Raw genomic sequence first — 17,760 nt, forward strand, 5'->3', positions numbered from 1 at the left:
CGGTCAGGTGGATCGCGCCGATGACGACAAGGTGGACGCCCGCACCCTGACCGGTGTCTCGGAAACGGCTCTTCTCACGCTCTACGGCAGGGCGCACCAGGCCCGTCACCCCAACGCCATCATCGACGATCCGATGGCGATCAGGCTGGTGGACTCGATCGAATTCGACTTCGCCAAGTTCGGCCGCAGAGGCCAGGAGATGGCGCTGCGCTCACTGGCCTTCGACGCGGCGGCAAGCCGCTACCTGGGCGATCACCCGTCCGCGACGGTGGTGGCGTTGGCCGAGGGGCTGCAGACCAGCTTCTGGCGGCTGAGCAGCACGATGGCTGACCCCCAGTTCCGCTGGCTGACCGTGGATCTCGCGCCGGTGGTGGCGCTGCGGGAACAGTTGCTGCCGCCGTCGCCGCGGGTGACGTGCCTGGCGCAGTCTGCGCTGGACTTCAGCTGGATGGACCAGGTGGACACCGGCGACGGGGTGTTCATCACCGCCGAGGGACTGCTGATGTACCTGCAGCCCGACGAGGCGATGAGTCTGATCCGAGAGTGTGCCCGCCGGTTTCCCGGCGCCCAGATGGTGTTCGACCTGCCGCCCACCGTGGTCAAGAAGCTCGCCCCCAAAGGCGTGCGGTCGTCGCGCCGCTACCGCGTCCCACCGATGCCGTTCAGCCTGTCGGCGGCACAACTGGCCGAGCTGGCCCACACCGTGCCGGGCATTCGCGCGGTGCACGACCTGCCCATGCCCGCCGGGCGGGGCCCGTTCTTCGCGCACGTCTTCCCGCGGTTCTGGCAGTGGCGCGTGACGCGGAACCATCGCGGCGCCTACACGCTGCTGGAGTTCGGCTGATCACGCAAGGCCGACCGGACCACGCACTCGGTACCGCTGTAGACGGTGGGCATGCACTTCATGCAGTGGATGCATCTGCCGGCGTCGCGTTCACCGCGCGCAAAGGTGTCGACGAGATCCGGTTCCCGCAGCAGAGCACGCGCCATGGCGACGAACTCGAAGCCTTCGGCGACCGCAGCCTCGGCGGTGTCGAGGCGATTGATGCCGCCGAGCAGCATCAGCGGCATCGACAGCGCTTCACGGAACTGCCGAGCCAGCGGCAGAAAGAACGCCTCCTCGAAGGGGTAACTGCGGAAGAGGCGGTGACCGATGAGTCGAAGGCCCAGCCCGACCGCGCGGGGCTGGGATGCGATGAACTCCGCCATGGGAACGTCACCGCGGAAGTAGTACATCGGGTTGAGCAGCGAACTGCCTCCGGTCAGCTGTAGCGCGTCGAGGTGACCATCGCTCTCCAGCAGCTGCGCGGTGGGCAGGCTGTCGGTCACCCAGAAACCGCCGCGGACTCCGTCGTCCATGTTGAACTTCGCGGTCACGGCGATACGGTCGCCGACGGCGAGCCGCACCCGTTCGGCGACCCGGCGGCCGAGCTCAGCCCGGCGCACCCTGTCACCGCCGTAGCGGTCGGAGCGCCGGTTGAGGTTGGGGCTGAAGAAGGAGCTGATCAGATAGCCGTGGCCCATGTGAATCTCGACAGCGTCGAAGCCGGCGTCGACCGCATGGGCCGCGGCTGTCCCGAAGTCGGCGATGACCGTGTCGAGTTGTTCGGGGGAGGCGCGGCGGACCAGACCCATGGCGGGGGCGCTCAGGCGGGTGGACGGCGCCAGGGTCGGCATCCTGTTGGACAGCGTGTTGGCGACCAGCCCGGCGTGGCCGATCTGTGCGCACGCCAGGGCGCCGTGTGCGTGCACGGCGTCGGTGAGCCGGCGAAGCGCTGCAACACGCGTGTGGTCGAGCACCACGGTGTCGCGGTGCACCCGCCCGCCGGGTGACACCGCGCAGTAGGCCACGGTGGTCATCGCCGCGCCGCCGCCGGCGACCTCGGCGTGAAAGTCGATCAGGGCGTCACTGACTTCGCCGCGGGGCATCACCCCCTCGAACGTCGCCGCTTTGACGAACCGGTTCTTCAGCACGAGTGGCCCCAGCGGAACCGGCTCGAACACACTTTGCGATGCCATTGGTATCGTAATAGCACTCGAGAGGGGAGCATGCAATGCGCGTAGCGGTCACCGGGGCCACCGGTTACCTCGGCGCCCACACGGCGCTGGCGTTGCTCGAGGCCGGCCACACGCTCGACCTGCTGGTGCCACCCCACGAACGCGAGACCCCCGTGGTGGATCGGTTGCGCAGGCGGGGAGCGGTTTCGGTGCTCATCGGCGACGTCCGCGACGAAGCGGTCGTGACGCGATTGCTCCGTGACGCCGACGCGGTGCTGCACGCCGCGGGCGTGGTCGGCACGGGGGACCGCGATGCGCGCCTGATGTGGGAGATCAACGCGTATGCGACAGAGTGTGTCCTGACGCGCGGGGTGGACCTGGGGCTGGATCCGGTGGTGTCGGTGAGCAGTTACAGTGCCCTGTTCCCGCCGCCGGCCGGGGTCATCACGCCCTACACCCCGACGGCCGCCGGTCGCAGTGCCTACGCCAAGACCAAGGCTCACGCGGACCGGGTGGCGCGGCGCCTGCAAAGCAGCGGTGCGCCCGTGGTCACGACCTACCCGTCGAGTGTGGTCGGCCCGCCCTTCCACACCGCGGTCGGGGTGACCGAGCGGGGCTGGCAACCTCTGATCCGCTGGGGGATCGCGCCGAGCATCCGCGGGGGCATGCAGATGATCGATGTGCGCGACGTCGGCGAGGTGCACGCGCGGTTGATGCGACCGAATCGTGGTGCACATCGCTATCTGTGTGGCGGGGTGATGGTGTCGTTCGACGAGATGGTCGATGCGCTGGAACAGGGTTCGAGGCGGCGGATACGGCGGGTCGGTCTGGCGCCGGGCGTATTTCGGACCCTGGGCCGGGTCGCCGACCAGGTCGGGCGGGTCCACCCGCTGGCCGAGGGGCTGAGCCTGGAGGCGGCGACGCTGTTGACGGCCGCTGTCCCGACGGATGACAGCGCGACACTCTCAGAGCTCGGCATGCGTTGGCGTAGCCCCACGGCCGCGATCGTCGAGTCAGTCCAGGCGGCTCTGCACCGCGGCGGTCAGCAACTCGGTGATGCGCCGCAGTAGTGCCGCCGAGTCGTCATCGGTGGCGACCGTCGTGACGAACAGCGCTGCACCGGCGGCCAGGACCAGCAGGGCCCGGGAGTCCAGCTCTGTTCTCCGGCGCTGGGCACGGGTCGCGGCAGCCACGTGCTCGGCGTACAGCGCGATCGCGGGCCCGCTGAAGTTCGCCCACAACGTCGTTCGAAGCGCCTCGTTCTCGCGCAGCGCGAGGAGCAACCCGGGTACCGCCGCGTGCACATCGGGCCGCGAGAACAGCTGGTGGCTGCCCCGCACCACCCAGTCGATCCAGCCGTTGAGGTCTGTGCCGGAGAACGGTGCCAAATCGGGGGATTCGCCGAGGATGGCATGCAGGACCAGCTCGGCCTTCGATGGCCAGCGGCGAGTCAGGCTGGCGCGCCCGACGCCGGCCCGGGCGGCCACCAACCTGACGCTGAGGTCGTCCCAGCCCACCTCCAGCAGCAGCTCCCGCGTCACCGCCAGCACACGCTCGTCGATCGAGTCGTCCCGCGGGCGTCCGGCCGCTCTGCGGGGGGCGTCGTCTTCTGTCATCACCTTCAGTATCGCGGTGTCGCCGGCGGATGCCGCCCGCAGCTCGATGTCAGCACGGTCTCGACGCGACCCGCCGTGTCATCCCCGGAACTGACGCAGGTACCGGGGCAACCGGCGCAGCGACACCGCACGCGGCCAATCGTCGGCGCGGAAGTGTGCATCGGTGCCGCCGTCGACGACGATCACGCTGCCGCACAGTGACTCGGCAGCATCGGAGAGCATGAAACAGACCCACCGGGCGACGTCATCGGCATCGCCGAACTTCCCCACCGGGATCGGAAACCGGCGGACCGCTTTGCCCTGACGGGGATGGGCCAGTTGCTCTTCCAGCAGAGGGGTCTGCACCGCGCCGGGCGCCAGGACGTTGAGCCGGATGCCGACCCCGGCCCAGGCGGGCAGCACAGCGGTGCGACGCGACCAACGAGTGACTGCGATCTTGGAGGCGGCATACATGAGCGTCGGCGCGACCGGGCCGAACATGCGCAGTGACCGCACGGCCGCGGCGGTGTCGCCGGCCAGCAGCGCAGCGACGGTCCGCGCCGGTACGCCCGGCACGGTCGTCGCCGAGTTACTGCCGAGGACAACCACTTTCGCGTCACCGGGGGTGGCCAGCAACGGTCGCCAGTGCCGCAGCAGATCCACGGTGCCGGAGACGTTGACCTCGGCGATCTGACGCAGCCGGTCCCTGCCGGCGGCAGGGCCGAGACCGGCGGCCAGAACTGCGCCATCGAGGTGGTCCGTCGACAGCACCACCTGACGGGCCGCGTGGTCGCGTCCCTGCTCCGTGGACAGGTCCGTCACGACATCGACGGCGTCGCATGCGGTGATGTCGACTCCGATGACCGTGTGTCCTGAGGCACGCAACCGCGTGGCCGCCGCTGCACCCATGCCGGATGCGGCGCCGGTCACCACATAACGGCCCACGCAGAGCACCCTTCTCGACGGCACCTCGCTGCTGTTTCACCACAGCAACACCATTACGGTACCGCTGGTTCAGAAATATCGGGTAGCCGACCGTCCGGGCGGGTGAGGCTCAGCGAAAGCGCACGTGCATCGTCGCCAGGCCGAAGATCTTCTTGCCCTCCGACTTGGCGGAGACCAGAACGACGCCGCTGCGCGTCTCCGGGTCCAGGGACTTGATCCGTCCGCTGTACTCGATGTCGGCGCCCTCCTTGGCCGACACCACCGCGGGCGCCGAGAGCCGCACCGCGTAGCGGGTCACCGCACCGGGGTCGCCCGACCACGCTGACGCGAAGCCGGCGCCCAGACCCATCGTCAACATGCCGTGGGCAATCACGTCGGGCAGGCCCGCCAGCTTGGCGATGTCCTCGTCCCAGTGGATCGGGTTCGCATCCCCAGCCACCCCGGAGTAGTTGACCAGATCCCCACGGGAGAGCCGGGCATGGTGCGGCGGGAGCTCGTCGCCGACCTTCACCTCGTCGAACGACGGGGTCCCCGGTGTGCGCGTGAAGGCGCCCTCGGAGATGCGCACCTCACCCTCCGGCCGCACGGTCTTCTCGTAGGTGGTGTCGGACTGCCCGACAGCCAGGATGTTGACGTCGTGCATCATCGCGTTGTGCACGGCGGTCTTGATGGCCGGGTCGACGTCTTCGGCCGTCACCCCGACGACGGTCGTGTGCAGGGTGTGCACCCGCTCCCCGGCGGTGTCGGTGAACGTGTTGGTCACGGTCACCAGGTCCCTGCCGGCGATCCTGCGCACCGACGTCAGCTCGACATCGATGGTCAGTTCGTCGCCGGCCACGATCGGCCGGTGCTGCTCGAAGACCTCTTCGGTCTGCATCCAGGTGTCGTAGCCGACGACGATCTCCTCGAACATCCGCCGGTTGCATGTCATGCCGGGCGTCGAGGTGAACGTCAGCGGTGCGACCAGGTCCGGATAGCCCAGGTCGGCGGCGGCCGCGACATCCCAGTGGGCGGGGTGGTAGTCCTGCACAGCGCGGGCGTACTCGCGCAGCTTCTCGCGGCCGACCAGGTAGGTGTCGTCCATCCGGTACCAGTGGCCGACCCGCGCTTCGAGCTGCGACGCCTCTGCTGCTGTGGTCATGTGTGCTGTCCCACTTCTCTCTCGACTGGTCAGCTGACGCCGACCCCAGCACACTAACGCGCCGGCGATCAGGCGCCGCGGACCAGTTGTCGCGCGGCCCGCCTACGCTGGCGACGTGTTGTTCCTTCTGTTCGGCTACGGGACCAAGCAGAAGACTCTCGGCCCGGGTGAGGTTCGGACCTGCCCGCGCTGCCACAACACCACCCAGTGGATGCGGATGCGCCAGTTCAAGCAGTTCACGCTGTTCTTCATCCCGGTCGCGCGGTGGAGTCGCCGCCAATTCGAGGTGTGCGGCATCTGCGGGGTGACCGTCTGACTGCCCGCCGGGTGAGGGTTCCTGCGGTGGCATGGTGGAGCACATGACCAGCACGCAGTCCCTCACCGTCGTCGTCACCGGAGCCAACGGATTCGTCGGTGCGCGCACCTGTGCCGCGCTCGTCGAGCGCGGTGCCCGGGTGCGTGCCGTCGTCCGGCGCGCCGGCGCGGCGCCGCGGCTCGACGGTGTCGACGAACGGGTGGGCGACTTCGGTGATCCGGCCTTCGCAGCCGAGGTCGTCGACGGGGCCCGGGCCGTCGTGACGACCGTGCACCCGATGGGCTCGGACCGCCGAACCCAGCACCGGGTGGCCGTCGAGGGAACTCCGGTGATCGCCCGCGCGGCACGCGACGCCGGCGTCGACCGGCTGGTGCACATGTCGACCGCCGGGGTCTACGACCGCTCGCCCGGCGTGGGCGACGTGGCCGAGTCAGCCCACCTGGTCGACGACGACGGCGGTGACTATCCGGTCACCAAGCGCGACACCGACGCGGCGCTGGCCGACGTCGACGGCATCACCCGGGTGCTGGTGCGCCCGCCGGCGATTCTCGGTCCCGGCGCCACCTCGATCTGGAACACGTTGCGCCCCAACGAGATGGCGGACAGCGGAGCGGCGCACCGGACCAACCCGGACAAGACGTTCGCCTGGGTGCACGTCGACGATCTGGCCGCGCTGCTGGCCGACCTGGCGACCGGGCGGATCGCCACGTCGAGTGACCTGCAGCAGGGCCCGATCGAGGGCGGCTGCTCGGTCGTCAACGTCGCCGGCGAGGCCGCGACCCAGCGGGATTATCTGACCGCGGTCACCGACACGCTCGGCATCGATCCCGCCTGGAGCGACGAGCCGGCGTGGACGGGCCAGATCGTCGCCGACCGGGCGCGGGGCTGGGGGTGGGCGCCGCGGGTCTCTCTGACGCAGGCGCTCGACGAGCTCCGGGACGGGTTGCGGCGTTGAACCCTCACACCTGCGGGTAGGGCGCCCAGCGCTTGTCGTAGCCGGCCTTGCGCGCGGCCAGCTGCACGGCCCGCTCCTGCGGCGTCACGAACACGGTGCCGGCGGGCAGCTCGTCTTCGAGGTCCTCGAGCTTGACCACCACCGACTGCACCGAGGGCACCGCGGGTGATTGCGGATCCAGGTTCTGGAAACGCATCGAGATGATCCCCTGGTTCAGGCCGCCGGTCGACACCCAGTTGGCGACGCCGGGATCGGCGACCGACACGACCAGGGTGTAGGTGCCGTCGGCGTTGGCCACCGACTGATCGTCGTTGAGACTGGTCTGCTCGTTCCAGTAGTCATCGGTGATGGTCCAGTCGTTGTAGACCGGCACGGTGAAGAACCCGGCGTTACCCGGGTCGATGGTCAGCACCAGTGCCTCGTCGTCGGCGAGCTGGAAGTAGCCGTTGCTCTGCAGTTGGTTGGCCAGGAACTCGGCATTGCTGGCCGGCTGCGTCATGACATTGGGTTGACGCAGTTCCCCGGTGTCGGGGTCGGTGGTGGCCAGTGCCATGTACTTGGCCTGCTCGTTGGCGCCGCGGACCAGCAGCAACAGGGCGGCCAGCGTGCCGCGCACGGGACGCCATTCGGCAATGCCCAGCGGCGGGATCAGCGATACCAGCGACGTCAGGAACGGGCTGTCGTTGACCAGACCGCCGAGCAGGACGAAGCCGCCCAGCTGGGCGAACAGGCTGTTGCGGGGACCCGCGACCCGCTGCACCGCAAGCTCCATCGGGTCTTCGACGTTCCAGTCCCCCAACGTGTTTCGAGCGGCGATCAGCGTCGACCGGGAGGTCAGCTGCAGGTGGTTGGTCTGTCCCGGCGCCGCCGGGTCACCGCTGACGGTGATGACGAACGATCCGTCGTCGTTGATGTCGAGATCGGACAGGGTCAGGATCGTCGACGTCGTGCCCGCGGTGCCCTCGAGCACGCTGAAGGTGGTGTCGGCCGGGATGCCGTCATAGATACGTCCGGTGAGCACGTACTCCGAGGTCTTGTTGACCGCGATGAACCGGTAGATGGTGTCGGGGTTGTCGTAGAGCAGGCGCGAGCCGCCGACGTCGATGCCGTACCAGCTGTGCGGGGGCGCTACCTGGGTGACCACTGCCGGGTCCAGCGGGTTGAGGATCTGCTGCTGGAACGACGCGGCCAGCGCGTACTCGTCGATGGCGTTGTCCAGGGCCTCCCGGTTCGCCGCGTCGGGACCGCCGACGAGAGCGAACTGCTCCTTGGCGGCGGCGAGGAAGCCGAACCGCAGGATGATCTTCATCAGGGCCACCGGCAGCGACTTGGCCGTCGACATCGCGATCTTCTCGCGTTCGATCTGCTGTGGGGTGCCCAACGGGCTGACCTGGTTGGACAGTTCAGCATCGGCGCTGACGGTCTGCTGCTCGGTGACGACGACAGTCTCCGAGGCTGCCAGCCGTCGCGGTGCCGGTGCCGGAACCGCCGGGGCCGCAGCCGGAACCTGCGGGTCGTCGGCGTCGGACCCGGCATCCGACCCGGTGTCTACGGCGGCCTCGGCGATGACCGCCGGTGCCTCGACCGTCCGGGCGACGGTCACCGCAGCGGCGTCCAGCTCGTGGTCGTCGGCCGCTTCGTCGTCCGACTCCGCGGCCGCCTCCGCCTCGGCTGCTTCGGCCTCGGCCTCGGCCTCTGCTTCCGCGTCGGCTTCTGCTTCCGCGTCGGCTGCTGCCAGATCCTCACTGTCGCGAACGTCCGCATCCTCGTCGGCGTCTTCACCGACGGCTTCGGCCGGCGACGGTGTACTCGGCGAGGGCGCACTCACCGACGACGATTCCGTCGACCCCGACTCACCGGTCGATGCACTGCTCGCGGACTCAGAGGACGACTCGGACGACGCCGCGCCGTCGGTGTCGGCGTGCGCGGCGGGGATGGCCAGCGCCGAACCCACACCGAGGAAGACGGCCAGCGCACCGACCCTGCCGATGAACGTGGCGTACCCCAGCGCCGGACGTGGCTGATGCTGCTGGGCTACCGGCTCCGATGAACGGCGCATCCCGACTCCTGGTGTGTGCTAGATCACTATTGCACCACTAGGTGTAGCAGTAGCGGTGCGTAAGCACAACACTTGACGGGATGTGTCTCACTCATGCGACAAGCGGAAGATTTTGTCGCGGTTCGGGTCCCGCGGGGTCCGCTCAGGCGGTCGTCAGGTAGTCGGCCCGTCCGACGTAGACGATGCCGGGTGACGGGGCGGTTGTCGCCGCCTGCGCAATCGCCGCCGCGCGCATGACGATGGTGTCGTCGACCATGTCACCGGACACCACCGTGAAGCCGATTCCGGCCCGGACGAACTCCGGCCGCATGGCGTACAGCGCGCTTTCGCCGGCGCGCTTGCTGACAGCGACCGCGGCATACCCCTTCGGCACCGCCTTGTGGGGGAAGAAGTGCGCCTGGTGACTGGTGACGAACACGATCCGTGCCCCGGCGGGCATCAGCGGCATCGCCATCGTGGCCAACCGCTTCTGAGCGTCGCGGTTCAGCCGCATCGCGTACTCGGGATCGGCGCCCGTCTCGCGGCTGTCGGAGGCATTGAGGATCAGTGCGTCCAGTCGCCCGAACCTCGCCCGGATGGTCTCCATCATCGCCGTGACGTCGGCCTCCTCGGAGATGTCGGCCGCGATCGTGGAGGCCTGGCCGCCGACGTCGCGGATCGCCTGCACGATCGAGGCCGCGCGATCAGCGCTCTTTCGGTGGTTGACGAGGACGTGAGTGCCGGGGGTGGCGAGTTGCAGCGCGACCTGGGCGCCGATCCCGCGAGACGCTCCGGTGATGAGAACGATCCGTTCGGGTCCGAGTGGCATGCCGACTCCTTCCGTCGCGGCCGCTGCGTCCGTCGCATCTGTGCGGCCGGTTGCCGCCACCCTACACCGATTTCTAAGAAAAATAAGGGCTACATAAGGTCACGGTAAGGCCATGAAGTGATCGCGCCCCGGTCGGCTCGGCGGTCAGCAATTCGGCGACAGCACTACGGCGAGTGCTCCTCGATGTACTCGTCGGCGTCCTTGTCCCGGTTGTCGACCCCTTCCAGGGACTCGCGCTCGGCGTAGAACCTGAGCCACTGCATGCCGAGCTGGTGGCGCAGTTCGAGCGTCGCGCTCTTGATGAAATCGGGCATCGCCTCGCGCTCCTCCTCATCGAGGTGTGAGCCGTTCTCTTTGCGCGCCGTGTTCACCGCCTCGAACCACTGCGCACTGCCCGGCTCGTGCCGCCGTGACTCGCGCACCGCGTCACGGATGTCGTTGTGGTCGGTGATCGCGTCCTCGGTCTCGTCCTGCGGGTCGCCTTCGGGGTTGCCCGGATCCTCCCGGCCGCCGTGCTTCAGCAGCGCGGGGTAGAACACGGCCTCCTCGGCCTCGGCATGCGCGTCGAGCCGGGCGCTGAGCACGCTCCAGATCGCCTGCAGCTCGGCATCGGACGCCGCGTCGTCGAGACGGAAGAACTGCCGCCGCAGCCAGTCGTGGTCGGCGTAGATGAGCTCGATGATGTCGGCCATGAGCGACAACTTCCCCGCTGGGCGGCGGTCGAAACGCCGGTCAGGGCGCGGACATCTCCAGCGCGTGGACCGTTTGTGCATCGGCGATGCCCTTGAGCCGGACCTCTCGGCCCGTGGCGAACGAGAAGCCGTCGGCGTCGGCGACCGACTCGCGCAACGCCGCGCTGACCAGGATCTCCCACCGCGGGCCAGGTCGGCGATGCGGGCGGCCATCACCACGTCGAGCCCGAACAGGTCGTGTCCACGGCGCACCGACGTGCCCGCGTGGGCGCCGATTCGCACCCGGATGCCGTTCCACCGCTCGGTGTCGCCGCCCAGAGCACGCTGGACGTCCAGACTGCACCGCAGGGCTTTGGCGGGGTCGGCGAAGGCGATCATGAACCCGTCGCCCTGATTCTTCACCACATATCCGCCGTGCGCGGCGACGCTGTGCTCGACCAGCTTGTTGTGCCGTTCGAGAACGGTGATCCAGTCGCGGTCGCCCAGCGTCTGGTTGTGCCGCGTCGAGTCCTCGATGTCGGAGAAGAGCAGCACGACGCTCCCGTCGGCTGTGATCCGGGCGAGGTCGGGACGCTCCACGCGGGCCCAGCCGGCCAGATCGTCGATCGAGTGGCGGATGGACCCGCCGAGGCCTTTGCGGATCAGCGAGTCGGCGGTCTGCACCGTGTCGACGACCGTCTTGACCGCCAGCGGCGCCACACCCCGGGGTCTGCGCCGCGGCCGGCTATCGGCGCTTCGGGTGGGGCGATCCCGCAGAGCGCGCCGCGCCGACGTCAGCTTCCGTCGCATCACCAGCGTCACGACGCCCAGCGCGATCAACGCAGCCAACTCGACCACGGCGATGACGAACAGCGCGACGGTCACCGAATGCCCCGCTCAGCCGAACAGCGTGTCGAGGACGTCGCGCTCCCGGTCCTGCCAGCGCCGGACCTCGGCGCGGGCATTGTCGATGTCCTCCGGAGTGAGGTGGTCGGCGCCGTCGGCGGTGATCCGGCAGACGTCCATCGGTCCACCGACGGTCGGCGAGGTCTCGTCGAGTGCGTCGAGGACACGCAGCGCGGCCAGCACGCCGTACTCGACCGGGCGCTCGTTCATCCGGAAGTTGGCGAGCAGGGCACGCGCCTGCTGCGCCATCGGCGCCCCGCTGCCGATGGCGTGGAAGCCGATCTCCTCGTAATGGCCGATGAGCCCGTGCGGGTCGACGTCCACCATGAACGGCTTGCCGTCCGAATAGCCCGCAGCCAGCACGTAGGTCGCCGGCGTGGAGCCGCTCTTCTCCTGCCCCGGAACATCGTCGATGAAGTTCTCGTAATGGTGCTGCAGCACCGGAACGACCCGGGTCTGCAGCGCCCGCCCGACGTCCCCGGCCTCGACGATCGTCTCGGGCTGGGAGTCGAATATCTGCTCGAGGTCGTAGAGCACCGCGCGTGAGCCACTGCCCGCCCACGCGGCGCGCCGACCCAGGCCGTGCAGCTTCTGTGCGGGATAACTCAATCCGCGGTCCGGCTCGGTGATCTGCGAGTCGGCGGCCAGCACCAGCCCGTCGGCGCAGCGCAGCGCCAGCACCACGGTCATGGCCGGGCTCGTCTCACCGCGACGTCAGCCGGCGACCGGCGCGAGCGCTGCGCAGGTGAACACCCTGACCTGACCGGCAACCTTGGCGTGGCACTGGGACAGCAACGGCTCCGACAACTGCTCTTCGAGTGTGACCTCAATGGGGCCTGCCTTTCCGTTCAGTGTCACCAGGATGTGGCCGTCGCCGCGCTCGACGTGCAGCGGGGCGAGCGCGTCGATGCGATCCTCACCGGTCTGTTCCCGCGCGAAGTACTGCGCGGCCTGCACCGCGTGCGGCAGCGAAGTCCGTCCACGCAGGAACCGGTTGTCCAGCCGTCCCTGCAGGTAGCGCCGGACCAGCCCGGCCGAGTCCGTCGTGTCCACCCGTCCGTAGCACAACCCCTCGGGCAACACCAGCATCGTGGCGGCGAACCGGTCGCCGCCCAGATGCGAACACTCCCAGGTGTTCTCCGGAAATTCCTCGGCGATGGCGCGGCAGGCGCTGCGCCCGCGCACCGCGCAACACTGGTCGTGGGTGCCGTGCGCGCAGACGGCGATCAACGGTCCGGTCGACGGCTCACCGTCCGAGCCGTCCAGGGCGAGGTCGGCATAGGCCTGCGGGTCGTCGACCTCGCCGCCGTACAACGCCTCGTCACCGGGTTCGGCGCGGGCGACATACCAACGCCACCGCGGCGTCGCGGGCCGGCGACCGTGCCGGCGGATGGCCGCGATCCGCATCCCTGCCTTCTCCGCGCGCCGGACCACGGCCCGGCCCAGCACGGGATCGATGATCGCCGGGGACTGCAGAAACGCCGAAGGTCCCCAGGCGCCGGACAATTCGAGCAGCAGCCACTTCGATCCCGCCGACGCCGTGCCGTACATGGGGTCCCCGCGGGCCAGCGACTGATCGCTGCACGGCACCGTCCTGGGACTCATCGATCAGCGGCCGCCGGGACGACGACGCCCTCCCGCAACAGCCGGCGAATCAGCACCGTCGCATCCGCGCGGTCCAGCCCGGGAGTGCCGGCGGCGGTGACGACGCGACCGCGGTGCAGTGCGGCGAGGGCCGGCGCGCAGGACTCGGGAAAGGTCATGACGCGGTCGGGGAGTCGCAGCACGACCCGGCCGTCGGCGTTCTCGACTGCGGCGGCGAGCGCATGTCGCCACCGCACGGAGGTGGTGTCCGCGCGCGCGGCAGCGTCCAGCGTGGCCAGGGGCCGTACCGCGACAGGTCGGGTCCGCTCGGCATGGCGGTGCGTCAGGTGGGTGGCGGCAGCGGTGCTCAGTGCGGTGGCGTCGTCGCGCAGCCGGTCGACCATCTGGGCCATCACCTTGGTCACCGCGGGAATGATGCCATCCCGGTCGGTGGGTGTGCCGCCCATCGGCAGCGATCGGCGGAAGGCCTCGTCATCGGCCAGTTGCTCGATCACCGCCCGGGCGACATCGAGGCCGTTGACCGCTGCGACGCCGACGGTCAGGTGAATCGACGTGGTGTCCTGCGCCTGGGCGGCGTGCACCCACCCCCGCGGCAGATACAGCGCGTCACCCGGGGCCAGCACGGCATCGATGACGGGCTCGCCCGTCACGCGTTCGGCGATGGCGGCGCGGTGCTGTGTCCACGGCTGGGACGGCAACGGGTGGGCGTGCACGGGTTCGTGCACCACCCAGCGTTTGTGGCCGGAGGCCTGCAGCACGAAGACGTCGTGGACGTCGTAATGGAAGTCGAAGCCGCGGTTGCCGGGGGGAGTCACGTACGCGTTGGCCTGCACCGGATGACCGAGCTCGTCGACCGCCTGCCGGACGAAGTCGATGACCGGCGGCCACAGCCGGTGCAGTCCCTGCAGCACGATCGTGGCACCCGAGGCGAATTCGCCGAGCACCTTCGCGGAGTCCACCTGGTCGGGCATCTCGGCGCCGAATCCGGCGGGCCCCAGATAGCAATCCTTGGCCAGCAGGTCGCCTTCTTTGGCCAGCCGGATGAACGGGGAGCGCACCCCGCGCTCAGCGATCAGCTCGTCGACCGCGTCGGGTGAGAGCAGATCGCCGAAGTCGCGGGGTAGCGCGTCGGCCGAACTGAGCAGGGGTGTGCGCCCCCAGTACGTCGTGGCGAACGTGTGCGTGTCGGTCGCGACGCATCGGCTCAGCATGGGAGAGCAGTCAGGCGGTTCCGTCGGCACCGCCGTCGTGACCTTCGGGGTTCGAGCCGCCGTCGGCCGGGCCTTCGCCGCCCGCGGTGCCGTCTGCTCCGCCGTCGTGGCCGCCCGGGTTCGAGCCGCCGTCGGCCGGGCCTTCGCCGCCGGCGGTGCCGTCTGCTCCGCCGTCGTGGCCGCCCGGGTTCGAGCCGCCGTCAGCGACTCCCTCGCCGCCGCCGGTGGAGGTGGTGATGTCGTTGTCGTCGAGTGCCATGACGCTTCCTTATCTGTCAGCGACCCGGTCGGGTCCGTCCGCGACCCCGGTTGCGGGGCTGCACCGTGTCGATGCCCGCGCTGCAGTGTTGCCCCGCGCAGCGCAGCCGAAACGCGTGGGCCGCTGCTCAGGCCGACAGCTTCTTGTCCGCGCTCGCCCTGTCCGCCTCGGCCTCCTCGGACTTCTTGCCGCTCAGTCTGCGCAACCCGGACGACGCCTTCATGAGCCCTCGGGACGACTTCGTCGGTGTGCCGTCGTTGCGGCGCTGCAGGAACTGAGCGATCTTGCGCAACACCAGTGCCAGGGCCGGTACCAGTAGAGCGGTCAGCACCCAGCGGCGGACGGGCGAACTCAGTAGAGCCAACATGTGGCCTCCTCGACATCGTCGACAGTGCTCAGCAGATACCCCGGAAATCGCCGTCGTAAAACGGCGGCCGGCGCGCTGTGACACCTGACCCGCGCTGGGTATCCCCCCCTGGATGAAATATCAACGGTGCGGCTCCGGCCCGGCCCTTCTCCTGATTCACGGCATCTCGCATCGGCAGAACTGGGACCCGGTGATTCCGGCTCTCGCGCGGGAGCGTGACGTCATCGCCGTCGACCTACCTGGCTTCGGAGAGAGTCCGCCGCTGCCGGGTGAGGTGTCGGTGGCGACTCTGACCGATGCCGTCGAGGAGTTCATCGCCGAGCACGACCTCGGTGACGTCGACGTCGTCGGCAGCTCGATGGGCGCGCGGATGGCGCTGGAGTTGGCGCGGCGCGGTCACGGCGGAGCCACCGTCGCACTGGACCCGGGCGGTTTCTGGACCGATACGGAGGTGGCGTACTTCGCCGCGACGGTCGTGCCCTCGATCGGACTGGTGCGCCGCATCCAGCCGGTGCTGCCCAGGTTGGTGAGCAATCGTGTCGGCCGCGCAGCGCTGCTGCTGCAGTTCTCGGCGAAGCCCTCGGCACTGGACCGCGACCTGGTGCTGAGCGAACTCCGCAACTTCGCGAGCTCGCCGAGTCTGTTCGATGCGCTGCAAGCCCTCATCCGCGGCCCCAGGCAGAGTGGGGCGCCCTTGGGTGCGCTGCGCGCGCCGGTGGTGATCGGGTGGGGGCGCAACGACCGGGTGACTCCCCTGCGGCAGGCGCGGCGCGCGCTGGAGCGCTTCCCGGATGCCTCGCTGTACTGCTTCTCGGATTGCGGCCATTTTCCGCACTGGGACCGGCCGTCCGAAACCGTGCAGTTGATCCTGGACTCGACCGGGCCACGCTGACACTCGCCCACCCGATTGCGCGCAATGGGATTGCGTGCAATAAATTAGAGCGGTGACGAAATTGCGGCTCGAGGAACAACTGTGCTTCGCGCTGTACTCGGCGTCGCGCGCCGTCACCTCCGCCTACCGGCCACTGCTCGACGAACTCGGCCTCACCTATCCGCAGTACCTCGTCCTGCTGGTGCTGTGGGAGGACGACGCCTGCAGCATCGGGCAACTCGGCGACCGGCTGCATCTGGACTCCGGCACGCTGTCGCCGCTGCTCAAACGTCTGGAAGCCGCCGGCCTCGTACGGCGGCAGCGCAGCGACACCGACGAACGACGCGTCGAGGTCACGCTCACCGCAGACGGGCGAGCGCTGGAGGACCGGGCGGCCTGTGTCCCGGAGCGACTTCTCGGCTCGACCGACGCCGATCCGGCACAGCTCGCCGCGCTGCGTGATGCCCTGACCCTCGTCACCGCTGAGGTCTACGCCCGGAACGGCTGAAACACCCGTCCCGAATCACTGGAGAAAGGCAGCACCGATGTCTCAACCACCCATGTCCCAACCACCCATCTCCCAACCACCGATGTCCGAACCACCGCCACCACCGCCGACCACCCGCGCCCGGACCGTCGCGCGCCTGGCTCTCGCCGGCGCGATGGTGTTCGCCGGTTTCAGCCACCTGTTCTGGGCCCGCGAAGAGTTCCAGGCGCAGGTCCCGCGCTGGGTGCCCATGGATCCCGACGGCGTGGTGATGGCCTCCGGCGGCGTCGAGATCACGCTCGGCGTCGGGTTGGCCGTCCTCAACCGGGACCGTGTCCTGGTCGGCAGGTTGTTGGCCGCGTTCTTCATCCTGATCTTTCCGGGCAATATCGCCCAGTACGTCAACCATGCGGACGGCTTCGGGCTCGACACCGACACCAAGCGTCTGGTGCGGCTGTTCTTCCAGCCCGTGTTGATCGCCTGGGCGCTGTGGGCCACCGGGATTCCGCGCAGCAAGCGGTGACGTCACCCTGGTTTGGCGATCGCTGCGGGCCGCATTAGGTTTCCTCACGTGACGTTCTCAGGTGCTGCTGTCGCGCGGTGGATCGCGCCCTTCCTGACAGTCGCGGCGGTCGCCGCGGTGGGGGCGGTGTCCGCTCCCGTCCACCCGGCGGACACCCCGGCAGTGCGGCTGGCCAGTGACGCCAACCCGCTGGCCGGCATGCCGTTCTACGTCAATCCCCAGTCCAAGGGGATGCGTGCGGCGCAGGGCAACCCCGATCCGCTGCTGGCCGCGGTGGTCAACACCCCGACCGCGTACTGGATGGACCACATCTCCACCCCGGCTGTGGATGCGAAGTACATCGCCACCGCCCAGGCCGCCGGCACCATGCCGATCCTGGCGCTCTACGGCATCCCGAACCGGGACTGCGGCAGCTACGCCGCGGGCGGGTTCGGTTCGGCCGGCGCCTACCGGGCGTGGATCGACGGTGTCGCGGCCGCCATCGGCACCGGGCCCGCAGCGGTCATCCTCGAACCCGACGCGCTGGCCATGATCGACTGCCTGTCCCCGGGCCAGCAGCAGGAACGACTCGAGCTCATCGGCTACGCCGTCGACACGCTGACCCGTAATCCCGCCACCGCCGTGTACGTCGACGCCGGCCATTCGCGCTGGGTGCCCGCGGACGTCATGGCGGGCCGGCTCAACCAGGTCGGAGTCCAGAAGGCGCGTGGCTTCAGCCTGAACACGGCGAACTTCTTCACGACCGAGGAGTCCATGGGGTACGGCCAGGCCATCTCCGGGATGACCAACGGAGCGCACTACGTGATCGACACGTCGCGCAATGGCGCCGGACCGGTGGAAGGCGACGACCTGTACTGGTGCAATCCCAGCGGTCGCGCACTCGGGGTGGCCCCGACTACGGCCACCGGCAATCCGACGGTCGACGCCTTCCTGTGGGTCAAGCGCCCCGGGGAATCCGACGGGTCGTGCCGCGGGGCGCCCAGCGCCGGCACGTTCGTCAGTCAGTACGCCATCGACCTCGCCCGTAACGCCGGTTGGTGAGA

General features: G+C 69.3%; 20 protein-coding genes. 8 read left to right on the top strand and 12 right to left on the bottom strand.

What is annotated here, in order from left to right; genetic code table 11:
• Positions 1 to 7: 7 nt before the first annotated feature.
• A complete protein-coding gene (locus ACEWX3_RS00600) occupies positions 8 to 844 on the top strand; it encodes a class I SAM-dependent methyltransferase (RefSeq protein WP_207066173.1) in 837 nt (278 codons plus the stop codon).
• Here the strand turns inward: ACEWX3_RS00600 and ACEWX3_RS00605 are convergent.
• Positions 820 to 2,019, bottom strand: coding sequence for an NADH:flavin oxidoreductase (locus ACEWX3_RS00605; RefSeq protein ID WP_374158433.1), 1,200 nt, complete (start codon positions 2,017 to 2,019; stop codon positions 820 to 822). The genes ACEWX3_RS00600 and ACEWX3_RS00605 overlap by 25 nt on opposite strands.
• A 35-nt stretch (positions 2,020 to 2,054) precedes the next feature.
• On the opposite strand from ACEWX3_RS00605, the gene ACEWX3_RS00610 reads away from it, so the two are divergent.
• Positions 2,055 to 3,068, top strand: coding sequence for an NAD-dependent epimerase/dehydratase family protein (locus ACEWX3_RS00610; protein WP_374158434.1), 1,014 nt, complete (start codon positions 2,055 to 2,057; stop codon positions 3,066 to 3,068).
• Here the strand turns inward: ACEWX3_RS00610 and ACEWX3_RS00615 are convergent.
• From ACEWX3_RS00615 to ACEWX3_RS00625, 3 genes are all read right to left on the bottom strand, one after another.
• On the bottom strand, positions 3,012 to 3,614 hold the full coding sequence (locus ACEWX3_RS00615) for a helix-turn-helix domain-containing protein (protein ID WP_221361850.1): 603 nt from the start codon (positions 3,612 to 3,614) through the stop codon (positions 3,012 to 3,014). The genes ACEWX3_RS00610 and ACEWX3_RS00615 overlap by 57 nt on opposite strands.
• Before the next feature lie 78 nt (positions 3,615 to 3,692).
• Complete coding sequence (locus ACEWX3_RS00620) at positions 3,693 to 4,538, bottom strand: SDR family oxidoreductase (RefSeq protein WP_374158435.1); 846 nt, start codon at positions 4,536 to 4,538, stop codon at positions 3,693 to 3,695.
• Between the two features lie 109 nt (positions 4,539 to 4,647).
• Positions 4,648 to 5,679 (bottom strand): fused (3R)-hydroxyacyl-ACP dehydratase subunits HadA/HadB, encoded by a 1,032-nt coding sequence (locus ACEWX3_RS00625; protein ID WP_374158436.1) that lies wholly within the window; start codon positions 5,677 to 5,679, stop codon positions 4,648 to 4,650.
• A 115-nt stretch (positions 5,680 to 5,794) separates the two neighbouring features.
• Between ACEWX3_RS00625 and ACEWX3_RS00630 the strand changes: the two genes are divergently transcribed.
• Both ACEWX3_RS00630 and ACEWX3_RS00635 read left to right on the top strand, forming a co-directional pair.
• Positions 5,795 to 5,995, top strand: coding sequence for a zinc-ribbon domain-containing protein (locus tag ACEWX3_RS00630; RefSeq protein WP_374158437.1), 201 nt, complete (start codon positions 5,795 to 5,797; stop codon positions 5,993 to 5,995).
• A 43-nt stretch (positions 5,996 to 6,038) separates the two neighbouring features.
• Positions 6,039 to 6,950 carry an NAD-dependent epimerase/dehydratase family protein gene (locus ACEWX3_RS00635; RefSeq protein WP_374158438.1) on the top strand — a complete coding sequence of 304 codons (912 nt, stop codon included), beginning with the start codon at positions 6,039 to 6,041 and terminating at the stop codon, positions 6,948 to 6,950.
• Positions 6,951 to 6,954: 4 nt separating this feature from the next.
• Here ACEWX3_RS00635 and ACEWX3_RS00640 read toward each other — a convergent pair whose 3' ends face one another.
• The 8 genes from ACEWX3_RS00640 to ACEWX3_RS00675 all read right to left on the bottom strand — a co-directional run bounded on the left by ACEWX3_RS00640 (position 6,955) and on the right by ACEWX3_RS00675 (position 14,836).
• Positions 6,955 to 9,009, bottom strand: a complete 2,055-nt coding sequence (locus ACEWX3_RS00640) for a DUF1214 domain-containing protein (RefSeq protein ID WP_374158439.1) — start codon at positions 9,007 to 9,009, stop codon at positions 6,955 to 6,957.
• A gap of 142 nt (positions 9,010 to 9,151) precedes the next feature.
• Positions 9,152 to 9,817, bottom strand: a complete 666-nt coding sequence (locus ACEWX3_RS00645) for an SDR family oxidoreductase (protein ID WP_221361857.1) — start codon at positions 9,815 to 9,817, stop codon at positions 9,152 to 9,154.
• A 164-nt stretch (positions 9,818 to 9,981) separates the two neighbouring features.
• A complete protein-coding gene (locus ACEWX3_RS00650; RefSeq protein WP_374158440.1) occupies positions 9,982 to 11,373 on the bottom strand; it encodes a hemerythrin domain-containing protein in 1,392 nt (463 codons plus the stop codon).
• Between the two features lie 12 nt (positions 11,374 to 11,385).
• Positions 11,386 to 12,084 (bottom strand): proteasome protein, encoded by a 699-nt coding sequence (locus ACEWX3_RS00655; RefSeq protein ID WP_207066162.1) that lies wholly within the window; start codon positions 12,082 to 12,084, stop codon positions 11,386 to 11,388.
• 24 nt (positions 12,085 to 12,108) lie between these two features.
• Positions 12,109 to 12,999, bottom strand: coding sequence for a sucrase ferredoxin (locus tag ACEWX3_RS00660; protein ID WP_374158441.1), 891 nt, complete (start codon positions 12,997 to 12,999; stop codon positions 12,109 to 12,111).
• On the bottom strand, positions 12,996 to 14,210 hold the full coding sequence (locus ACEWX3_RS00665) for a cupin domain-containing protein (RefSeq protein WP_374158442.1): 1,215 nt from the start codon (positions 14,208 to 14,210) through the stop codon (positions 12,996 to 12,998). The genes ACEWX3_RS00660 and ACEWX3_RS00665 overlap by 4 nt, the downstream gene beginning before the upstream one ends.
• 10 nt (positions 14,211 to 14,220) lie before the next feature.
• Positions 14,221 to 14,469: a BatC protein gene (locus tag ACEWX3_RS00670; RefSeq protein WP_207066159.1), complete on the bottom strand. Its 249-nt coding sequence runs from the start codon at positions 14,467 to 14,469 to the stop codon at positions 14,221 to 14,223.
• A 127-nt stretch (positions 14,470 to 14,596) separates the two neighbouring features.
• Positions 14,597 to 14,836 (bottom strand): hypothetical protein, encoded by a 240-nt coding sequence (locus tag ACEWX3_RS00675; RefSeq protein ID WP_207066158.1) that lies wholly within the window; start codon positions 14,834 to 14,836, stop codon positions 14,597 to 14,599.
• Positions 14,837 to 14,948: 112 nt separating this feature from the next.
• Between ACEWX3_RS00675 and ACEWX3_RS00680 the strand changes: the two genes are divergently transcribed.
• The 4 genes from ACEWX3_RS00680 to ACEWX3_RS00695 all read left to right on the top strand — a co-directional run bounded on the left by ACEWX3_RS00680 (position 14,949) and on the right by ACEWX3_RS00695 (position 17,758).
• Positions 14,949 to 15,728, top strand: a complete 780-nt coding sequence (locus ACEWX3_RS00680) for an alpha/beta fold hydrolase (protein ID WP_374158443.1) — start codon at positions 14,949 to 14,951, stop codon at positions 15,726 to 15,728.
• Positions 15,729 to 15,780: 52 nt separating this feature from the next.
• On the top strand, positions 15,781 to 16,215 hold the full coding sequence (locus ACEWX3_RS00685) for a MarR family winged helix-turn-helix transcriptional regulator (RefSeq protein ID WP_207066156.1): 435 nt from the start codon (positions 15,781 to 15,783) through the stop codon (positions 16,213 to 16,215).
• A gap of 82 nt (positions 16,216 to 16,297) precedes the next feature.
• Complete coding sequence (locus ACEWX3_RS00690) at positions 16,298 to 16,717, top strand: hypothetical protein (RefSeq protein WP_221361867.1); 420 nt, start codon at positions 16,298 to 16,300, stop codon at positions 16,715 to 16,717.
• Between the two features lie 48 nt (positions 16,718 to 16,765).
• Positions 16,766 to 17,758, top strand: a complete 993-nt coding sequence (locus ACEWX3_RS00695; protein WP_207066154.1) for a glycoside hydrolase family 6 protein — start codon at positions 16,766 to 16,768, stop codon at positions 17,756 to 17,758.
• Positions 17,759 to 17,760 lie beyond the last annotated feature (2 nt).

This window comes from Mycobacterium sp. G7A2, from assembly GCF_041902445.1.
Classification (GTDB): Bacteria; Actinomycetota; Actinomycetes; order Mycobacteriales; family Mycobacteriaceae; genus Mycobacterium.